The 17,492-nt window shown below is 49.2% G+C and carries 17 protein-coding genes and 1 pseudogene; 9 read left to right on the top strand and 9 right to left on the bottom strand.

Annotated elements, in window-relative coordinates; genetic code table 11:
- On the top strand, nt 1–1,044 hold the full coding sequence (gene cydB / locus BM091_RS12675; protein WP_093396281.1) for a cytochrome d ubiquinol oxidase subunit II: 1,044 nt from the start codon (nt 1–3) through the stop codon (nt 1,042–1,044).
- A 41-nt stretch (nt 1,045–1,085) separates the two neighbouring features.
- Here the strand turns inward: cydB and BM091_RS12670 are convergent, their stop codons facing one another.
- From BM091_RS12670 to mutL, 6 genes are all read right to left on the bottom strand, one after another.
- A complete protein-coding gene (locus tag BM091_RS12670) occupies nt 1,086–1,943 on the bottom strand; it encodes a universal stress protein (protein ID WP_093396280.1) in 858 nt (285 codons plus the stop codon).
- A gap of 11 nt (nt 1,944–1,954) precedes the next feature.
- A complete protein-coding gene (locus BM091_RS12665; RefSeq protein ID WP_093396278.1) occupies nt 1,955–2,380 on the bottom strand; it encodes a DUF1634 domain-containing protein in 426 nt (141 codons plus the stop codon).
- A 27-nt stretch (nt 2,381–2,407) separates the two neighbouring features.
- Nucleotides 2,408–3,382, bottom strand: a complete 975-nt coding sequence (locus tag BM091_RS12660; protein WP_093396276.1) for a sulfite exporter TauE/SafE family protein — start codon at nt 3,380–3,382, stop codon at nt 2,408–2,410.
- Between the two features lie 118 nt (nt 3,383–3,500).
- On the bottom strand, nt 3,501–4,094 hold the full coding sequence (gene hisB, locus BM091_RS12655; protein ID WP_093396274.1) for an imidazoleglycerol-phosphate dehydratase HisB: 594 nt from the start codon (nt 4,092–4,094) through the stop codon (nt 3,501–3,503).
- Nucleotides 4,095–4,111: 17 nt separating this feature from the next.
- A complete protein-coding gene (miaA, locus tag BM091_RS12650; protein WP_093396273.1) occupies nt 4,112–5,074 on the bottom strand; it encodes a tRNA (adenosine(37)-N6)-dimethylallyltransferase MiaA in 963 nt (320 codons plus the stop codon).
- A gap of 4 nt (nt 5,075–5,078) precedes the next feature.
- The gene (mutL, locus tag BM091_RS12645; protein WP_093396271.1) at nt 5,079–6,785 is read right to left on the bottom strand and encodes a DNA mismatch repair endonuclease MutL; all 1,707 of its coding nucleotides are present in this window, start codon (nt 6,783–6,785) and stop codon (nt 5,079–5,081) included.
- Between the two features lie 138 nt (nt 6,786–6,923).
- Between mutL and BM091_RS12640 the strand changes: the two are divergent.
- Nucleotides 6,924–8,279: pseudogene (locus tag BM091_RS12640) on the top strand (nucleotidyl cyclase domain-containing protein); the annotation flags it as partial.
- A gap of 44 nt (nt 8,280–8,323) precedes the next feature.
- Here the strand turns inward: BM091_RS12640 and BM091_RS14520 are convergent.
- Nucleotides 8,324–9,802 carry a B12-binding domain-containing radical SAM protein gene (locus tag BM091_RS14520; protein ID WP_093396266.1) on the bottom strand — a complete coding sequence of 493 codons (1,479 nt, stop codon included), beginning with the start codon at nt 9,800–9,802 and terminating at the stop codon, nt 8,324–8,326.
- Between the two features lie 156 nt (nt 9,803–9,958).
- Between BM091_RS14520 and dtd the strand changes: the two genes are divergently transcribed.
- Nucleotides 9,959–10,408: a D-aminoacyl-tRNA deacylase gene (gene dtd, locus BM091_RS12630; protein WP_093396264.1), complete on the top strand. Its 450-nt coding sequence runs from the start codon at nt 9,959–9,961 to the stop codon at nt 10,406–10,408.
- 18 nt (nt 10,409–10,426) lie between these two features.
- Nucleotides 10,427–10,915: a DUF1285 domain-containing protein gene (locus tag BM091_RS12625; RefSeq protein WP_177193655.1), complete on the top strand. Its 489-nt coding sequence runs from the start codon at nt 10,427–10,429 to the stop codon at nt 10,913–10,915.
- A gap of 318 nt (nt 10,916–11,233) precedes the next feature.
- Here BM091_RS12625 and BM091_RS12615 read toward each other — a convergent pair whose 3' ends face one another.
- Complete coding sequence (locus BM091_RS12615) at nt 11,234–11,473, bottom strand: KH domain-containing protein (protein WP_093396258.1); 240 nt, start codon at nt 11,471–11,473, stop codon at nt 11,234–11,236.
- A 229-nt stretch (nt 11,474–11,702) separates the two neighbouring features.
- On the opposite strand from BM091_RS12615, the gene BM091_RS12610 reads away from it, so the two are divergent.
- From BM091_RS12610 to BM091_RS12595, 4 genes are read left to right on the top strand one after another with little or no spacing between them, the layout of a single operon-like run.
- Entirely contained in the window at nt 11,703–12,422 is a 720-nt protein-coding gene (locus tag BM091_RS12610) for a YkgJ family cysteine cluster protein (RefSeq protein WP_093396256.1), read from the top strand.
- A gap of 17 nt (nt 12,423–12,439) precedes the next feature.
- Nucleotides 12,440–14,020, top strand: coding sequence for an ASKHA domain-containing protein (locus BM091_RS12605; protein ID WP_093396254.1), 1,581 nt, complete (start codon nt 12,440–12,442; stop codon nt 14,018–14,020).
- 6 nt (nt 14,021–14,026) lie between these two features.
- Entirely contained in the window at nt 14,027–14,347 is a 321-nt protein-coding gene (locus tag BM091_RS12600) for an FtsB family cell division protein (RefSeq protein ID WP_093396253.1), read from the top strand.
- Entirely contained in the window at nt 14,344–15,378 is a 1,035-nt protein-coding gene (locus BM091_RS12595) for a DUF362 domain-containing protein (protein ID WP_093396251.1), read from the top strand. Before BM091_RS12600 ends, BM091_RS12595 begins: the two co-directional genes overlap by 4 nt.
- Here the strand turns inward: BM091_RS12595 and BM091_RS12590 are convergent.
- Nucleotides 15,331–16,155 (bottom strand): 5-formyltetrahydrofolate cyclo-ligase family protein, encoded by an 825-nt coding sequence (locus BM091_RS12590; RefSeq protein ID WP_093396249.1) that lies wholly within the window; start codon nt 16,153–16,155, stop codon nt 15,331–15,333. The genes BM091_RS12595 and BM091_RS12590 overlap by 48 nt on opposite strands.
- Nucleotides 16,156–16,221: 66 nt before the next feature.
- Between BM091_RS12590 and BM091_RS12585 the strand changes: the two genes are divergently transcribed.
- Nucleotides 16,222–17,361 carry a class II fructose-bisphosphate aldolase gene (locus BM091_RS12585; protein WP_093396248.1) on the top strand — a complete coding sequence of 380 codons (1,140 nt, stop codon included), beginning with the start codon at nt 16,222–16,224 and terminating at the stop codon, nt 17,359–17,361.
- The last annotated feature ends 131 nt before the right edge of the window (nt 17,362–17,492 follow it).

The raw sequence follows: 17,492 nt of genomic DNA, 5'->3' as shown, positions 1-17,492 counted from the left end.
ATGCTTAACACGATATGGTTTCTTCTCTGGGGATTGATCTGGGCCGTCTACTTTGTTCTTGACGGCTTTGACCTGGGGCTGGGAACTCTTCATCCGGTAATTGCCCGAAACGAAAAGGATAAGAAGACGGTCTATCACGCCATGGGGCCTTTCTGGAACGGTAACGAAGTTTGGCTCATAACGGCCGGAGGAGTTACCTTTGCGGCCTTCCCCACTGCCTATGCCGTTCTGTTCAGCAGCTTTTACGCCCCCCTGATGATGATCCTGTTTGCCCTCATCATAAGAGGCATAAGCCTTGAGTTTCGGGAGCACTCTCATGACAGGGGCTGGAAGAAAATATGGGACTTCGGCACATGGATAGGAAGCGCGATTCCTGCAATTCTGTTCGGAGTGGCCTTTGCCAACATATTTCAGGGTATACCTATTGACGGAGAAGGCCGCTTTCACGGAACTCTTTTAACCCTTCTCAATCCTTACGGGTTGCTGGGCGGGATTCTTTTCTGTTTGCTCTTTTCCTATCACGGACTTTTATGGCTCCTGGCAAAAGTGAACGAAGGTGAGCTAAGGGAAAGAACCCTTCGGATGGCCAGGACTCTCTGGGTTCCTCTGGTTCTGTCAATTGTGGCCTTTTTGATTGCCACATGGTTCAAGACCGATCTTTATCGGAATTACCTGGAGAATCCCATTTTCTACTCCGTTCCGGCGGTCATTATTCCCGCCGCGGTTGTAGGCGGCCTTGTAGCATCGCGATACTACCTTGGAAAACCGAAGAGATGGCTACCCTGGATATGTTCGGCGGTGATGATAATCGGCACAACCTTTTTCGGAATACTCGGACTCTATCCCAACCTGCTTCCATCGAGCATCGATCCCAGGTTCAGCCTCACGGCCTTCAACGCATCCTCAAGCCCTTTAACCCTCAAAATCATGCTGACCGTCGTTCTGATCTTCGTGCCAATCGTTATTGCCTATCAGCTATGGACCTATCGGCTTTTTGCTTATCCGATAACGGATGACGAAATGGCCAAAAGCGAGCTGTATTGAAAACGAAAGAGCCGCAGGTAGATATCCTGCGGCTCCCTTTCTCATTTACGATGCTCTTCCTTGTCCCTGAAGACCAGGACGGGGCGCATTGTTCGTTTCACCAGAGTCAAAGCCTCGTCGCTTATGATCTGAAGATACTTAGGCCTGTTATGACCATAAGCTCCCAGGACCACGAGATCGTAGTCTTCGTTCATTATTTCCTTTATCGTCTCATCTACGAAATCGCCTTCCACGACCTTGGTGACCGGAGCATGACCGAATTTTTCCAAACTCGATCGACCTTCCATAACACACTTCTGGGCGAACTCTTCCGTCTCTCCCAAAGCCTTTTCCCTGACGTGAAAAACGGTGATCTGAGGCTTTTTTCGCTCAAGCATAGGTGCTATGAACTCAAGGGCTTTCTGATCGCAGGATGTTCCCCTGTAAGCAACGAGAACTCGATGTATGTTGCGCATTTCTCTCACGATGAGAACAGGGCGTCTGGCGTGATGCAGGATCTTATTGTGCACATTACCGAGAAGTAGCCCTCTGAGAGCCGAATGTCCGTGTGAACCCAATACGATAAGATCGTAGTCTCCTCTCTGAGCCTCCGCCAAGATCTCCTCGGCGGCATCTCCAGTGACAATCTTTGGCTCACAGGGAACCTTACCCGCAAGGCACACCTCACAGACATTCAAAATCTGCTTCTCGACTTCTTCTGCCTCTTCCTCGACCTTTTCCTCCAGGCTCTTCTTCTTGATAAAGGGTACTTCAAAATCATGCTGTAGATAAAAGGTAACGTCGGGTTTTACGTATATGGCCTCTACCTGAGCATCGCAGTGCTCGAGGAGATGGCAGACATATCTCAAGGCTACCCTTGATTCCGGGCTTGTATCCACACCTACGAGTACCTTTATCATCGTTTCCCCCTTTAATGGCCTCCTGTGCCCAATACCCCTGATGCCGCAACCGAAAGAACAATCACTTCCGCAATTACGATCATGACGAAGGGCCAGTCCTTCTGTTTTACGTAGGCAGGTATCAGGGTGATAAATCCGACTATGGTCATCAAGGCAAGAAGGGCTATGCCGATAAAATTGAGGAAGTCTCCTTTGTTCAGCAATCTTACCCATCCCCAGCCTACAGGGATCTTGGCCTGTTCCACGTAGTGATGGACGTTGTTGGACCAGTATTCACTAATACGGTCCATAGGAACATAGGGTTCCAGAATTCCGGTAAGATATATAAAATAAGTAACAAGCATAATGGCAATACCGAGCCAGCAACCGTAGAAAAGAAGGTCGGCATAAAGAATCTGCTCAGGTCTTGCCTTGGCTTTCGCTTTCAAATCTTCCATGTTTTATCCCCCCTTCTCACAGGAGTTTTAACCAATACCAAAGCCCTTCAAAAATGCTTTAATCCCAGCAAAGAGAAGGACAACTATGACTATGTAACGTATTACCTTGGGCTTGGCCACGGCGAGGACCCTGACTCCGACAAAGGAACCCAGCATCAGGCCTACTATGGAAGGGATTGCCATCAGAGGTATGACGCATCCCTGGTTGAGGTAAACCCATGCTGCCGATGTGTCCGTAATGGACAGCAGGAATTTGCTCGTGCCCACTGCGACCTTTAAAGGAACACCCATAAGCAGATTGAGGACCGGAACGTTAGCCCATCCCGCACCGAGGCCGAACATACCGGCCATTACCCCGATGACTATGAAAAGGATCAACCCGGCAAGGGTTCTATGGGTCTTCCATTCAACGACCTCTCTTGTGGACTCTTCCCAATAAGCACCGGACATACCAAGGGCCAGACCGATAGCATCCTGTTTTTTCACCTCTGGTCGTTCTACGTTTTTCGATGTTGCGAGTAGAACCGCTATGAAGATGATGGTTCCTCCAAGGCAAATCTGCACTATGTTTCTGGGCAGTGCCAGTCCGATGAAGGCACCCAGTATGGCGCAGGTGGATGCTATTAAGGCAACGGGTATTGCAAGGCGCAAATTGGCAAGGTTTCTTCGGAGCAGTCCGGGACCTGCGGCAAGGGCACCTGCCAGAGCAACAAGCAGTCCCGAGCCTCTTACAAAATCAAGATGGAAGGGAAAGAATCCGCTCACCAGAGGTACGTACAACACTCCTCCTCCCACTCCGGCAAGGACGGCAATAATCCCGAGAATAAAGCAGAAAATGAAGAGCACAATGACCCAGAACCACCAGGGTTTTCCTCCCTGATTTCCTTCAACTACTCGCGCGGCCGCAAAGGCGGTAACAGGATGAGCCGAAAGGAAAACTGAAAACGAAAGAAGGTAAGCCCAAAGGCCTTTCCACTTTGAAGTAAAAGCCCTTACATTCATAACCTCCCCCCTTTAGGTGCTTGAAACGATCGATTACGAAACACTATATACTTTTTTTCACAAGAGCCTGTCAAAGTAATATTATGAACTTTAACCCCGCCGATCACTTCTTCAAGTGTCACATTGTTCCTTTCGATGACGGTGTGCCGGGGTAAATCGTGGAAGGCCGTGTGGCTTCATACAGTGCCCTTCCCAGGGCTTTAAAGAGGGCTTCAACCATGTGGTGTGAATTTGAGCCGTAGCGTATGTGGGCATGGAGGGTTATGCGGCCGCTTGAAGAAAGTGCCCGGAGAAACTCTTCTATAAGCTCTGTCTCCATTTCACCCACCCTGTGACCCAGTGAAGAGCACCTCGAGTAAACCAGATAGGGCCGCTTTACCAGATCTACGCAAACCTCGGCCAGAGCCTCGTCCATGGGTATGCAGGCGTACCCGTAGCGACGGATTTGTTCCCGGTTTCCCAGAGCCATATCCAGAGCTTCACCGAGACACAGACCCACATCCTCCACGGTGTGGTGACAATCTACATGCAGGTCTCCCCGGGCAAGAATCTTAAGATCTAGTGCCCCGTGAACTGCCATCAAGGTAAGCATGTGATCGAAGAAACCGATCCCCGTCGAAACATCTACCTTTCCGGTACCGTCAAGGTTCACCAGAGCTTCAACTTCGGTTTCTTTCGTTCGCCTCTTTACCGAACCGGACCGCCCTTCCATTCCCGTCTCCTCAACGCTTATTCCGAAAAAAACTCCTCTTCAAAAACACTATCGATTTTATGCCTCAGTGTGTCAACATCATCGGCATGAACCCACTCATAACCCGGTTCTTTCCGGAACCATGTGAACTGGCGTTTGGCATAATGCCTGGTTTCCTTCTGTATTTCCCTTACGGCTTCCTCAAGACCCTTCTCCCCGCGGAGATATTCAACCATCTGGCGATAGCCTATAGCCTGCATGGGTTTCAGATCAGGGCCATATCCCATCTCCAGAAGCCTTTCCACCTCATCGACCAATCCATTTTTTATCATGTCGAGAACTCGCCGGTCGATCCGCCCGTAAAGTTCATGCCTGTCCCGAAACAGAAAGATTTTCAGGGCTCTGTAAGGGGACTCCGAGAAGCGATGCTTTTTTTGAAAGACCGATATGGGAAGACCCGTGGTTTCAAACACTTCGAGGGCTCTTAGAATCCGTTGCCTGTCGTTTGGGTGAACCCTACAGGCCGTATCAGGATCCACATCCTGCAACCTTCTGTACATCACGCCAATTCCGACCTTTTCACACTCCATCTTCAATCTCTTCTGAACCTCCGGATTGCCCGGGATCCCCTTACATATTCCCCTTGTGAGAACTCTTAAGTACAGGCCCGTACCTCCCACCACCAGTGGCACCCCTCCTCGACTCCAGATCTCTCGAATGACTCCGTCGGCGAGCTCCCGAAAGATACCGGCATCGAAATGCTCATCGGGGTCAACCACATCCAATAGATGGTGGGGGACTATCAGTCTTTCCATTTTTGACGGTTTTGCCGTCCCAATGTCCATGAATCTGTAAACCTGCATGGAGTCGGCATTGACAATTTCCAGGCCGTATTCCCGGGCAAGGCGCAGGGTAAGTGCGGTTTTACCCACCGCCGTCGGACCCGCAAATATTATGATGAGGGGTTTGTTTCGTTCTTCTTTCAAGGTTTTTATCTTCATGAAATCAGGTTCTTTTAAAGAGGCGATCGACTTCCTGTCTGGTCAGTCTGATCCAGGTCGGCCGACCGTGAGGGCAGGTAAGCACTTCCATCTCTCTGTCCATCTCTGTGAGGAGCCATTTAATTTCTTCCTCCCGAAGATATGCCGCCCCGCGAATGGCATTATGGCATGCCACGGTCTTAACGAAAAGGTCAACAAGTTCACTTATTCCCAACCCGTGATCAAGGGTCTTTATGAGGTCTTTAACGACGGCATCGTGGCGACAGGGCGGCAAAATTGCAGGGACGGATCTGATCATGGCTGCCGACATATCCAGTTTATCCACATCGTAGCCCAGAACCTTCAGGGTTTCACATCTGTCTTCCAGCCGTTCCGTCTCTTCTGCCGAAAGCTCAACCAGTATGGGCCTGACGAGCCTTTGAGACATTAGAGGAAAGGAGGTCCTGGACAACCTGTTGTAGAGAATTCTCTCGTGAGCGGCATGAACGTCGATTATCACAATGCCTTTCTCATCGCGGCAGGCCAGATAGGTTCCATCGATCTGACACAGGTACTGAAGACGAGCAAAGAAGTCCGGATTATCGGTCCACCGGGTAATTCTTTCTTCTAATTTAAGGTCCCTCTCCACTTCCCTCGGTTTTAAAAGGGTATTTAACGATTGTTCCGCGCAGTAAACAGAAGAACTGGTAAATTTTTTTCCGGGAAGGGAGCGGCGGGCCAGATCGATTCTGGATAATGCCGATCTGATCTCATCGCCAAGGAGTCCGTTAATGCGGGAAGGTTCTCTGAACCGGACTTCTCTTTTCGTGGGATGCACATTCACGTCCACGAGTTCGGCAGGAACTTCCAGAAATATGACGGCCGCGGGATATTCATCGGCGGGTATGTAGCCGGAAAAGCCGTCCCGGATAATCCTGCTTAACGTGGAATCTCTAACCGATCGACCGTTAACGAAAAGGTAAAGGTGCTTCCAGGAAGGAAATGTCAGCTCCGGAGGGCTTATAAAACCCTGAAACCTGTAGCCATCTCTTTCACCCGAGAAGTACACCAGTTTTTCTGCAATGTCCCATCCCAGCACCTGACCTACCCGTCTGGACAGATCGCCGGTCTTTGGATAGTCGAACACAATTTTTGATCCCTGACAAAGGCGGAAATGGATTCCCGGGTACGCCAGGGCAATTCTCTGTAGAAAATCGACGATGTGATACCGTTCCGTGGTCTCCGCCTTGAGAAATCTCTTCCTGGCAGGAAGGTTAAAAAAAAGGTCTCTGACGGTAACCCTGCAGCCCACGGGGCATCCCGTATCGTTTACTTCCCGGATGGTGCCGCCTTCCACAAAAACCTCGGTACCGAGTTCTTCTCCTCTGGAACGAGTGACCATCCTTAAACGACTGACCGCAGCTATACTCGCAAGCGCCTCACCACGAAACCCCAGAGTCCCTATTCTGTAAAGGTCGTCCGGGGAGCTGATTTTGCTGGTTGCGTGTCTTTCCAAGGCCAGCAGAGCATCCTCTCTGTCCATTCCTTCCCCGTTGTCCGTAACCTCCACGAGCTTCTTACCGCCGCCTTCGATAATCACGGTTATGTTATCCGCCCCGGCATCAATGCTGTTCTCAACAAGCTCCTTGACAACGGCAGCCGGCCTTTCTATCACTTCGCCTGCGGCTATCTTATTACATAACACATCGGGAAGAATGCGAATTTTCCCCATGGCGATTTTTTACCCCATTTTTAATAGTTATGTTGACATTCTGGATTATAGTGTGTTTTTTATTATAGTCATAAAAATAAGGCTCAGCAATTAAGCTCAAGGCTTTCTTGGTACGCTGGCTACGAAAGGAGCGGTACGATGCAGGTTTCCGTACCGGAGTGTGAAAACATTATACGACTTATCGCAGACGTGGTCGAAGCTTATACAGTAGCATTGATTCACTGTAATCGGTCTCGTTCCAGGATGTCATGTCTGTGTCATCACTCTCTGAGCAAACACTTTCAGGCGGAAAAAATCGTTCCCTTTGAAAAAAGCGGATTGCTTGCCCAGATAATAACGGTGCAACAGATGACCCATTGCGACAAGCTTGAGAACAAACCCATACACTCTGTTATGCCTTTTTACTCTGAAGAAGAAAACCTGATAAAAGCTTTTTGTATGTTTCCCGTAAGTAAGTGGAACGGCGTGCTCTATGTTGACACCAAGCACAAATGGTCCTTTTCACGAAAAGAACTCATGTGGATGCAACACGGTGTAGCGCTCATCTCCGATGCTTTAAAAAATCTGGAAGCTCGTGTGCAACGGGACGACTATGCCGAGTTGTTGACGTTCTTTTACGCCATCGACCACTCTCTGGACAGTTTTGACAATACTTCGCAGGATTCACTACAGGATATTCTGGACAGAACGTCAAGGTTCATAAAGGCCGATTACGGATTTCTGGTGTCGAGAAAATCTCCGGCAGGCGAAATAGCCCTGGAGGGGGTTACATCTTCCGCAGAATCCTTCCTCAGGAAGCGCATTAGCTTTTCCGGGACACTGATAGAACATACCTTTGAAAAGCGCCAACCTGTGATTGTGTTTCACCCTTCCCTTCACGGCAGGGAGATCAGCGTGATAAATCCCGGAGAAGCTCTCGGTCGGGACGGTTATTTTTATGGATTCTACGAGAAAACTCACGATAGCGAATGGGTTATGGCCTTCGTGTCTCAGAGAGAAGGCAATAACATAGGTTCGGACCACATATACGGCGTCAGACGTGCTTTCAGGCTTTTGCTCGGAGAAATAGAAAGAGACCGGCTCAGAAGGGAGTGCGATTTTAAGACCCTCTATGATCCTCTCACCGGCTTCCTCAACTCCAGGGCCTTTCAGATGGCCCTCCAGCAAAAATTTCAGCAGGCGGTAAGCCAAAATACGAGCCTTGCTCTGGTTATAATTCAGTGGGAACCCTATCTTACGCTCTGCACTTTAACGACTCCAGAGCTCCTCATGGACTGGACAAGGCAAATTGCATTGGCCCTAAGAAGCAACCTACTGGCCCCGGAAATGACCGCAGGAGTGCTTGGAGAGAATCGAATCGGCATAATTCTCAGCGACCCCGATCAGGTGGCCGGACACATTGCCTTCGCCAGGCAGTCCGAACATTTCCTGACCAGCCTGGAACTGGGCAAACGTTTGAAGCAATATCTGAGGTTTTATGCGGGTACTGCCGTTTATCCCCACGATGTTGCCCACATACCCGAAATGTGGAACAGGGCTTACACATCCCTTCTGGAGCGTATGAGAAGTTCAAACGGGCGGAACTCAGCGACTGACGAGGCAGTTCTTTCCGACGACGAAGCCCTGAAGGTACTTACAAGTTCTCGACGGACCTTACGGGCATAGTTTTTCAGAAATATCATGTCCTCATAGGTAAAATAATCGCTTCGACAGGCAAAAAAGGAATTGTTGTGATATAGAGGCTCTTCTCGAATGTTGAAAGAGCTGGTTTCGCAGGCAACCTGCCACATTGGCGTTCCCGGCACCGGTGAATATTCGGAAATAAAAGGCAGAACGCCCAGCTCGCCAACAAAATCTATGGATGCTTTTACTTCATCAGGGGTCTGCCCCGGAACTCCGCACAGGATATAAGCCCCTATTTCTCCTGTAGTCCAGCCGTGGTCGAAAAGCCTTTTCACGGCCACCTTGAACTCATCGCTGTACGTTTTTCCTCCCCAATCTCTTTGATGCCGAAATCGAGACGTTTCAAAACCCAGGCGTATTGTGGTAAATCCGGCATCTCTGAGCAACCTTACCACCCCATCTCTGCCATCTCTGTCCGAAATCAGAGCTCTTACGTGGAGTGCGTTAGGAGTGTGAAAACGAACCTTAATACCTTCATCTATCACCCTCCTGAGTACCTCCTTTAGACTTTCCCAGGAGGTCATAAGGAGTGCGTCGTCGTAGAAGGCAAAATCGCCGATTCCCTGCTCCAGTCCGTCGTAAATCTCATTCAGCACCACTTCAGGCGGACGAACGGAGTGCACGGGATAAAGATTTGACGATGCACAATAGGTACATCGATAAGGACAACCAACTCCGACCAAGAGGACTCTGTAAGGAGAGGCAGGTAAGAGGTCCCATGCCGGCGGGGGATAGCCGGAGAAGGCCTTCCACAGTTCTCTATTTTTCAGTGCTATGTCGAATTTCGCCTCCAAAAAATCGGGGATATCTTCCGGTGAGGAGCAGAAAACGAAATCGGCTCCCGAGTTGGCAGAGGCGTGGTCCGGACAAAGCCTTGCATATATTCCACCAAGCCAGACGGGCACGCCGGGCCATAGTTCCCGAAGTTTCTCGACGGTCATTCGGACACCGGGATACCAGTAGGTCATTACACAGGAAACCCAGATCAGATCTGGCACCCTCGGAATTTGAGATGCCCTCTTCAGAAATATCTCGTCGGGTATGCCATACCGGAAGTACCTTCTCGGAAAGTCCCCGTATGCCTCAGGGGTTTCGATTACCTTCTTGGGGAATTTACCCGTCCCGTAAAATCCTTCCTTTGAAGGCACGAAGCCGTCATAGGAGTTCACCACATCCGGCTTCAGGCGTTCAAGACAATCAATAAAGGCAACATCAATTCCACTTTCTCTGAGCAAAGACGCCAGAAAAAGCAAACCAAGGGGTTTTGACCAAAGATCGTAAAGAGCGAAGTCCGTAACCCAGGGATTTACCAGGACGACCAGAGGCCTTCTCATAACTATTTACCGCTACTCCTCAAGCCATGAAGGATTTTCGAGCTTACCGGCTGCAAACCTTACTATATCTTCTCAGAAAAAGGCTTCAAAAAAATATCGTGAATCATTATAGACCATAGGCGACAGACAGTTTAGCAGAGATTTAGGAGGTTTCCTGTGAGAGCGGTGATACAGAGGGTAACCGAGGCCCGGGTGACGGTAAAAGGAGAGATCGTGGGGGCGATAGGCCGGGGATTGCTGATTTTGGTCGGTGTGGGATCAGATGATTCAGAAGCCGATGTATCCTACATGGCCGAAAAACTGGTTAATTTACGAATCTTCGAAGATGCCACGGGAAGGATGAACCTTTCTCTGAAAGACATATCCGGCGACCTTCTGGTAGTATCCCAATTCACCCTCTATGGAGACTGCCGTAAGGGAAGACGACCCTCCTTTACAGATGCCGCACCGCCTGATAAGGCCAGGAAGCTCTACGATCAACTGGTCGAAGCTTTGCGCTTGCAGGGAATTAAAGTACAGACCGGAAAATTTCAAGAACACATGGAGGTGTATCTCGTAAACGACGGACCTGTAACACTTTTGATCGACAGCAAAAAGGTTTTCTGAGCAGGGAGGATGTTTTCCATGAACGGAAAAGCTCATAATGTTCCTGAAGATCTTCCACCATGCGGCATAAAGGTTGATTCAGAAGGAAACTGGTTCTACGAAGGCAGGCCTATCATTCGGGAAGACATACTGAAGCTTTTCTATTCGAACCTGCACTTTAGCCGTGAAAAGGGCTTCTGGATAGAGTGGCAGGGTAAGGCCTGCACTCTTGATGTGGAAGACACGCCTTATGTCGTGATCGACGTTGAGAAAAAGGAACAACCCGGCGGCAATGAATACTTTTTACTGCGCCTGAGGCATATAAAGGAAACGGAGCAGCTTGATCCCCGAACCCTTTTTGTCGGCCGGGGCAATGTTCTTTACTGCAAAATCAAAGGCGGAGAAGTTAAAGCAAGATTTTCACGCCCGGCTTATTACAGACTTGCAAAATGGATTGAAGAGGACAACGGAACCTTCTATGTGTGTCTTAATGGAAAAAGATATAATATTGCGTACGGCGACTTATAAAACCGCCGTAGCCGGAGTCGCCCCTGCCGTATCGCCAGCTAAACGATCGGCAGGGGCTGAACACAGAATGTTCAGACCTTTTTAGAATTCCGTCTTTTCAGTTCAGACCATCTTCGTAAAAATCCAACACCTCTCTTAAACAGCGGGTGTTCTTTGAAGGATGGACTAAGTATGCCTTTACTCTCAAGAGCCTTTCTAAGACATGTGGCTACAACTTCGCAGGATACACACTCCGGATTGGGCTCAATAAACCCCTTTTCGTTTTCCGGACACACCCTTTCCGGATTACCAAAGCACTCCCTTTCCGTGTCCATAAGGCTATTCGATAATTTCAAGAACGGCGCGCTTCCTCAGCTTAGTTGCCGCCGCATTGAGGATTGTTCTGATGGCATGAGCGTTTCGCCCTTCCCTTCCTATTATCTTACCGAGATCCTCTTTAGCCGCTCGAAGCTCGATCACACAGGTATTCTGACCCTCAATCTCCCTGACATCGACCTTCTCGGGATGCTCGGCAAGAGCCCGCGCAATAACAGCCACCAATTCTTTTAGCTCCTTCATACGCCCTACTCCGCTCGTTTAAGGTTTACAGGATTAACTCATTGCCCTACAATACCTATAAGGTTTTCACTCAAGAGCCTCTTACAGAATAAGGGGTTACACCTTCAGATCGTGTGTGGATGTACCAAACGACGATAGTTTATGACGCACTCATGCTACCACCCTGCTACCATAGGGGAAAAGGGGAAAAAGTGTCAAGAAAATTATAAACATCCAGAGACACACGGTAATGGGAACCCGGAACCAGCTCATATCCTACCAGTACGAGATGGCCGAAATCCTGTCCCTGGCTACATCGATCGTAAGAGGACTTGATCCGGAGTTCCTCATGTCAGGATCGCTGCCGCGAAGATTACTGGAAAGTATGGAGCTCTTTTATCGAGTATATGATGAGTCATGCCGGATGTATCTTGCCTATATTAAAGAGAAGCTGGGTCGAGAGGTTTCATGCCAAAGGGGATGTTCGTGGTGCTGCTATCAAATGCCGTCAGGCCTCTACTCCTTTGAATATATTTACATCTACGAAGGGCTAACCAGGGCGAATCCAAAAACTCTTTATCTGGCCAGGTTACTCGACCGAAGTGAGCACTTTTCCCTGATAATGCAAAAAGGAGAAAACGGCAAAAATCTCGAAAGGTATGTTTCAAAAAATCTTCCCTGTGCCTTTCTAAACCCCGATGATAACACCTGTGACCTTTATCACTTCCGACCCCTCTTGTGCAGGTCTTACTTCAGCCTGGGTCGCCCCAGGTATTGCCATCCCGGGAGATTCAATCCCGAAAGTAAGGACATAATTCATATTGAACCGTCCGGAAAGGTACGACAGGCCCTGATGGACTTCGATTCAAGCCTTCCTTTCAGGCTGTCTCCGATTATGAGTTTCGGAATCCTGGAATTTGGTATAAACATTATGAAGTGTAAGCCCATTCGCTGGACGGATACTTCCTGAGACCGGAGTGCCCGAAAATGAAGCAGACACTTGATCCCGTAATCAGTTACGTAAAATATGATTTGCCCCTGCCATCCCTTCAGGATAACACAGGCGACTGGGACAGGCTTGCAAGAGACCTTCGCAAGCGGGGCTATGAGCCTCTTTTGCCCTCTCCCGGCCGCCTGAAGGACCTGGCTTACAGAATAAGAGAATTGAAATTTCGAGGTACGGCTCTGCTCAAGTGGAACGGTTTTTTATGGGAGGTCCTGGAAATAAGGGCCTCTGAAAACAGAAATCCCCTTCTCGGTGCGGCTTTTGATTTAGGAACAACCCGAATTGCCTCTTACCTGGTGGACCTGCAACATGGCAGCATAATCCACCAGACTTCCGTGGAAAACCCCCAGATTCCCTACGGCGAGGACATACTGTCCAGGATTGTTTACGCAAACACACCGGAAAAGTTAAAACACCTGCAGGAATTACTCATAAACCGTATCAACGACACGATCCGAAATATTTTAAAGTCTGCAAACCTGAATCCCGACGAGGCTCATCGCTTTATCTACGCCGTAGCCGTTGCTGGGAATACAACCATGAGCCATTTTTTCGCAGGGCTTGATCCTTCAGGTATATGCAAAGAGCCCTATATACCCGTGGTCAACAGGTTCCCCCCTTTCCGAGCTTCTGAATTCGGACTCAGGGTCCATCCCGATGCGCTGCTATATCTGTTTCCCAACGTGGGCTCCTACTTTGGAGGTGATGTCGTAGCGGGTATAATTGCTACAGGAATGCATCGCAGTGAAGACATATCAATGTTAATCGATGTCGGAACCAATGCCGAGGTGGTATTGGGCAATAAAGACTGGATGATTGCCTGTGCAGGAGCCGCAGGGCCGGCTCTGGAAGGTGGAGTTGTGGAACGGGGTATGATGGCGGCTCCGGGGGCAATTGACCAGGTCAGAATAAATCCGGATACACTGGAACTGAGTTACCACGTCATAGGAGACGCCAGGCCTAAGGGGATATGCGGCTCGGGCCTTATCGACCTGATCGCCGAAATGTTTCAAGCGGGGCTACTCACCATTCAGGGAAAGATCAACAAAAAGCTCAAAAACAAAACGCACAGAATCATTGAGACGGAGGATGGAACTGCTTTTGTCGTAGCCCACGCCAACGAAACGGCCGACGGAGCCGACTTAACCATAACCGACATCGACATAGGCATTTTGCTTAAATCCAAGGCTGCCATGTACACCATTCTCAACATGATATGCAGAAAAGTGGGTATCGATATCCGCGATGTAAAAAAAATTTACGTAGCAGGAACCTTTGGAAACCATATAGACCCGAAAATGGCCATAAGGATAGGGATGCTTCCGGATCTTCCTCTCGAAACATTCATTCCCATGGGCAATACATCGGGAAAAGGAGCAGTGCAATTTCTGCTCGATAGAAGGGTGCAACGGGAAGTTGAGGAAATATGCGACAAAATCACGTACATTGAACTCAACGTAAACGTCGAACTCATGCATGAGTTCCGGGGGGCTCTTTTTATACCTCATACGGATCCCCGCCTTTTCCCCTCGGTTCGCATACCTGACGCCGCACGAGGATAGCGGGAAATGGCGTTTTTCAGGATCCTCTGGACTTCCATCACAATCGCGTTTTTCCTCATACTCTATTCCCTTTTCATATCGCCAAAGGGCCTTAAAGAGTACATTGAGCGAAGAAATCTTTATACGGAGCTGTCCAGGAGACACCAGGAGTTGATGACTGCCAACCGGGAACTTTACGATCGGATAAAGAAGTTTTCACAGAGTGCCGAATTTCGTGAGCAGGTAATCAGAGAAAAACTCGGTTGGACAGGACCAGGCGAAAAGATTATCGTGATAACGTCCGAAAAGGAAAACCCGCCAGGAAGGATCGGGGAGGGAAGAAAATGAACTATGATCGTGTTTTTTTCACAAAGTGGCGTCCTTTTTCAAATATGCTGTCCCGTTTCGACAGGTTACTTAAAAAATCCCATGTACTTGATGTGATCGAACCGGGGGATCTGGTTGCCGTGAAACTCCATGTGGGAGAACTGGGTAATCCCAATTACATCAGGCCTTTCTTTGTAAAGCATCTAATTGATAAGATAAAAGACAAAGGGGGCAAGCCCTTTCTTACGGATACAACAACCTATTATCCGGAGAAGCGATCAAACGGCTACGACCATCATGGAACGGCCGTTGCTAACGGCTTTGGTTACGCTCAGTTTGTCTGTGCAGACGGACTCAAGGGCGGATATGTTGTGCCCGTCAAAACCGGCGACGAACTCATACCGGAAATCGAGGTTGCCGGAGCATTGTATGAGGCCGACGCCATGATTGTGGTAACTCATGTGAAGGGACACCCTCTGGCAGGAGTAGGAGGGGCAATAAAAAACCTGGGAATGGGAGGGGTTTCCAAAAAATCCAAGCTGGTCCAGCACAGGCTTGTGGACATGAGACTTGAGGTAGAGAGATGCAATGCCTGCGGCAGTTGTGCCAAGGCATGCCGTTTTGGATTTCCCAGAATAGAGAACGATCATGTGGTTATCGATTCACCCGAGTGCATGCACTGCCCCATTTGCTCCAACGCGTGCCCCGAAGGGGTCATTATCATCGAAAACAGAGAACGCCTGTGCAGGGGACTTGCCATTGCCACCAAGGCGGTACTGGATACCTTCAGACCTGAAAAGGTAGCTTACCTCAATTTTGCCGTTACACTGAGCACCATATGCGATTGCGGACCGACACAGGCAGAGATACTCGGTCCGGATGTGGGAATCTTTGCCGGGTTTTCCGCTCTTTCCATTGATGCTGCGAGTTTCTCCAGCATAGACTACCGGAAGCTAAACGAGATGCACAAAACCGATTGCTGGGAGCAGGTCAGGTATCTGGCGTCACTTGGTGTCGAAGGTTCTCAGGAACCGGAAATTAAAGAAGTCTGATACGCCGAGAAGCTCCCTGAAAATATAGAACAAAACGTTGCTTCGCCTTATGGTCCTGGCGTCGAGTATTTCACCTATAAGGACCGGACGCCGGGATTTTTTTTCGTTGATCTGGATAACTCCTTCCGGGGTTACAACGTAGTCTGCAATGCTATCGTTTTCTTTAACCGGTATCATCAGATGCCTTCCGGCATTCCTGCCGTCCACACAGGCCACAGATAGGCAGTCCTTTTTGAGCCATCCCAGAAGGGCCATAACGCCTCGATGGAGATCGTAAAATCCCGTTCCGTCGCAGAGCAACGCACCCGTTCTGGTATTTGCGGCCACCACTTCGGACACGGTCATATCGATGAAAGGCTTTCTACAGGTTTTAAAGTCGATCTGTCTGCCGTATTTGCTAATCCGGTTTGTTCTTACGGCTACGAGCCGTGCACTGGGGGCTATGGAGGCAGGGTCAAGCAGGAAGAAGCTGTTTTTCAGTCGGGGCGACGGTAACACAACGATCTTACCGTCCATCAGGGCATTGTAACGCATTTGCTCCATCAAAGGACTGAGGGAAAGGTATATAAAACGGGCTTTTCTGTAGGCCAGCAGTCCTCTCAAACGCTCGCTGCACCTGTTAAGGCAGTGCTCCATCTGGCGAAGCAATTCTTCCGGGTTCAACCCGCTAAGAATGCTGATCCTCAAAGCATTTTTGCTCTGTTTCTGCCGCTCATACTTGTCTTTATTCCTGATGTATGGTCTAAAACACTCGTGCAATCTATCTTTTCGCACCATTCACTCCTTTCCATGATCGAGGTGATAGAACACAGGTTACATAAAACAAGATAGGAGGACGAAAAGATGATGAAAAGAGATCTTCGACCGGAAAATGTAAAAAAGCGTTTTCCCGACAGTATAGTACCGCTGGTTAACGGGAAGGCACTAATAATGGCGGCCAGAAAACACGGCACCATGATCATGGCCACCAACATCCGTTGCAGGCTTCCCGTTGAAGGGATTATCAGAGCTTCCATGGCTACGGGTGCTCCGGTGATGTACGAGATTGCCAAATCAGAGCTTGGCTACACGGAGTTTACTCCGGCAAGCTTTGTCGAATTTATAGTCAGGGAAAACGAACGGCTGGGTAACACCAGGGTGCCTTTTGCCATCCACGGTGATCACATCACGGTAAAAAACCCTTTGGAGAAGGAACCGGTACGCGCCTTAATAGCGGAAGAACTGGAAGCCGGGTTCACATCCTTCGCCATTGATGCATCTCACATGGAAAACGAACTGAATCTTGAAGCCACGGCCGATCTCGCCCGGCCCATAGTTGAACAGGGATTTTGTCTTGAAGTGGAACTGGGTGAAATCGGCGCAAAGAGCGGAAGCGCTGAGGGTTTTACGAGACCCGATGAAGCAGAGTGGTTCATAAGAGAGCTGGTTTCAAGGGGCATACACCCCGACCTTCTGGCCATAAACAACGGATCCATCCACGGAACCTATTTTGGGGCCGCCCAGGAAGGAATTCAGCTGGATCTGACCCTTGAAATCTGGAAGGCCATTCAGCCCTGGTCCGTGGATATCGCACAACACGGAATTACGGGGACATCCCTTGAGAAGATATCGTCCTTTATAAACTACGGCATACGCAAAGGGAATGTCGGAACCTTCTGGCAGAACATAACCTTCGGCTTTGCCATGAACCAGAACGGTAATGCCATTACGACGGAAGATAAAGGCTACGTTAAGAGACCTTACAGGGGAATTCCCGACGAACTGTGGGAAGAGATATGGGCCTGGGCAAAAGAAACCGGAAATGTGGGCGGCAATATAAAGAAGGCTAACAAGGTCTTTGCCGCCAAGCTTAACGCCATAGGTCGTGAATACAAAGAACGTATTACCTGGCAGGTTTACGAGGAAGCAGTTAAGCTATTTGAGGCCACCCGCTCAATAGGATTGGCCGATGAAGTCTGGGCGTGTCTGGAGGAACTGGGTTAAGCAGAAAAATTAATCCGGAACACCGGTACGGTGAACGGCCGGTGTTCTTATTTTTATGCCGGGAGGGTAATTTTGTAGTCCTATCGTCTTGATGAGATCTTGTGCAATGAGCTATATCTTTAAGCTGCCGA

Source organism: Thermodesulforhabdus norvegica, assembly GCF_900114975.1.
GTDB lineage: Bacteria > Desulfobacterota > Syntrophobacteria > Syntrophobacterales > Thermodesulforhabdaceae > Thermodesulforhabdus > Thermodesulforhabdus norvegica.
Note: the sequence above shows the minus strand (reverse complement) of the source record. Positions and strands in the feature narration are given on the sequence as shown.

Excerpts from the sequence above, each read along its gene's own strand:
- cydB (WP_093396281.1), top strand. The coding sequence starts at position 1 with ATGCTTAACACGATATGGTTTCTTCTCTGGGGATTGATCTGGGCCGTC.
- BM091_RS12670 (WP_093396280.1), bottom strand. The coding sequence starts at position 1,943 with ATGATAAAGGTACTCGTAGGTGTGGATACAAGCCCGGAATCAAGGGTA.
- BM091_RS12665 (WP_093396278.1), bottom strand. The coding sequence starts at position 2,380 with ATGGAAGATTTGAAAGCGAAAGCCAAGGCAAGACCTGAGCAGATTCTT.
- BM091_RS12660 (WP_093396276.1), bottom strand. The coding sequence starts at position 3,382 with ATGAATGTAAGGGCTTTTACTTCAAAGTGGAAAGGCCTTTGGGCTTAC.
- hisB (WP_093396274.1), bottom strand. The coding sequence starts at position 4,094 with ATGGAAGGGCGGTCCGGTTCGGTAAAGAGGCGAACGAAAGAAACCGAA.
- miaA (WP_093396273.1), bottom strand. The coding sequence starts at position 5,074 with ATGAAGATAAAAACCTTGAAAGAAGAACGAAACAAACCCCTCATCATA.
- mutL (WP_093396271.1), bottom strand. The coding sequence starts at position 6,785 with ATGGGGAAAATTCGCATTCTTCCCGATGTGTTATGTAATAAGATAGCC.
- BM091_RS14520 (WP_093396266.1), bottom strand. The coding sequence starts at position 9,802 with ATGAGAAGGCCTCTGGTCGTCCTGGTAAATCCCTGGGTTACGGACTTC.
- BM091_RS12625 (WP_177193655.1), top strand. The coding sequence starts at position 10,427 with ATGAACGGAAAAGCTCATAATGTTCCTGAAGATCTTCCACCATGCGGC.
- BM091_RS12615 (WP_093396258.1), bottom strand. The coding sequence starts at position 11,473 with ATGAAGGAGCTAAAAGAATTGGTGGCTGTTATTGCGCGGGCTCTTGCC.
- BM091_RS12610 (WP_093396256.1), top strand. The coding sequence starts at position 11,703 with ATGGGAACCCGGAACCAGCTCATATCCTACCAGTACGAGATGGCCGAA.
- BM091_RS12605 (WP_093396254.1), top strand. The coding sequence starts at position 12,440 with ATGAAGCAGACACTTGATCCCGTAATCAGTTACGTAAAATATGATTTG.
- BM091_RS12600 (WP_093396253.1), top strand. The coding sequence starts at position 14,027 with ATGGCGTTTTTCAGGATCCTCTGGACTTCCATCACAATCGCGTTTTTC.
- BM091_RS12595 (WP_093396251.1), top strand. The coding sequence starts at position 14,344 with ATGAACTATGATCGTGTTTTTTTCACAAAGTGGCGTCCTTTTTCAAAT.
- BM091_RS12590 (WP_093396249.1), bottom strand. The coding sequence starts at position 16,155 with ATGGTGCGAAAAGATAGATTGCACGAGTGTTTTAGACCATACATCAGG.
- BM091_RS12585 (WP_093396248.1), top strand. The coding sequence starts at position 16,222 with ATGATGAAAAGAGATCTTCGACCGGAAAATGTAAAAAAGCGTTTTCCC.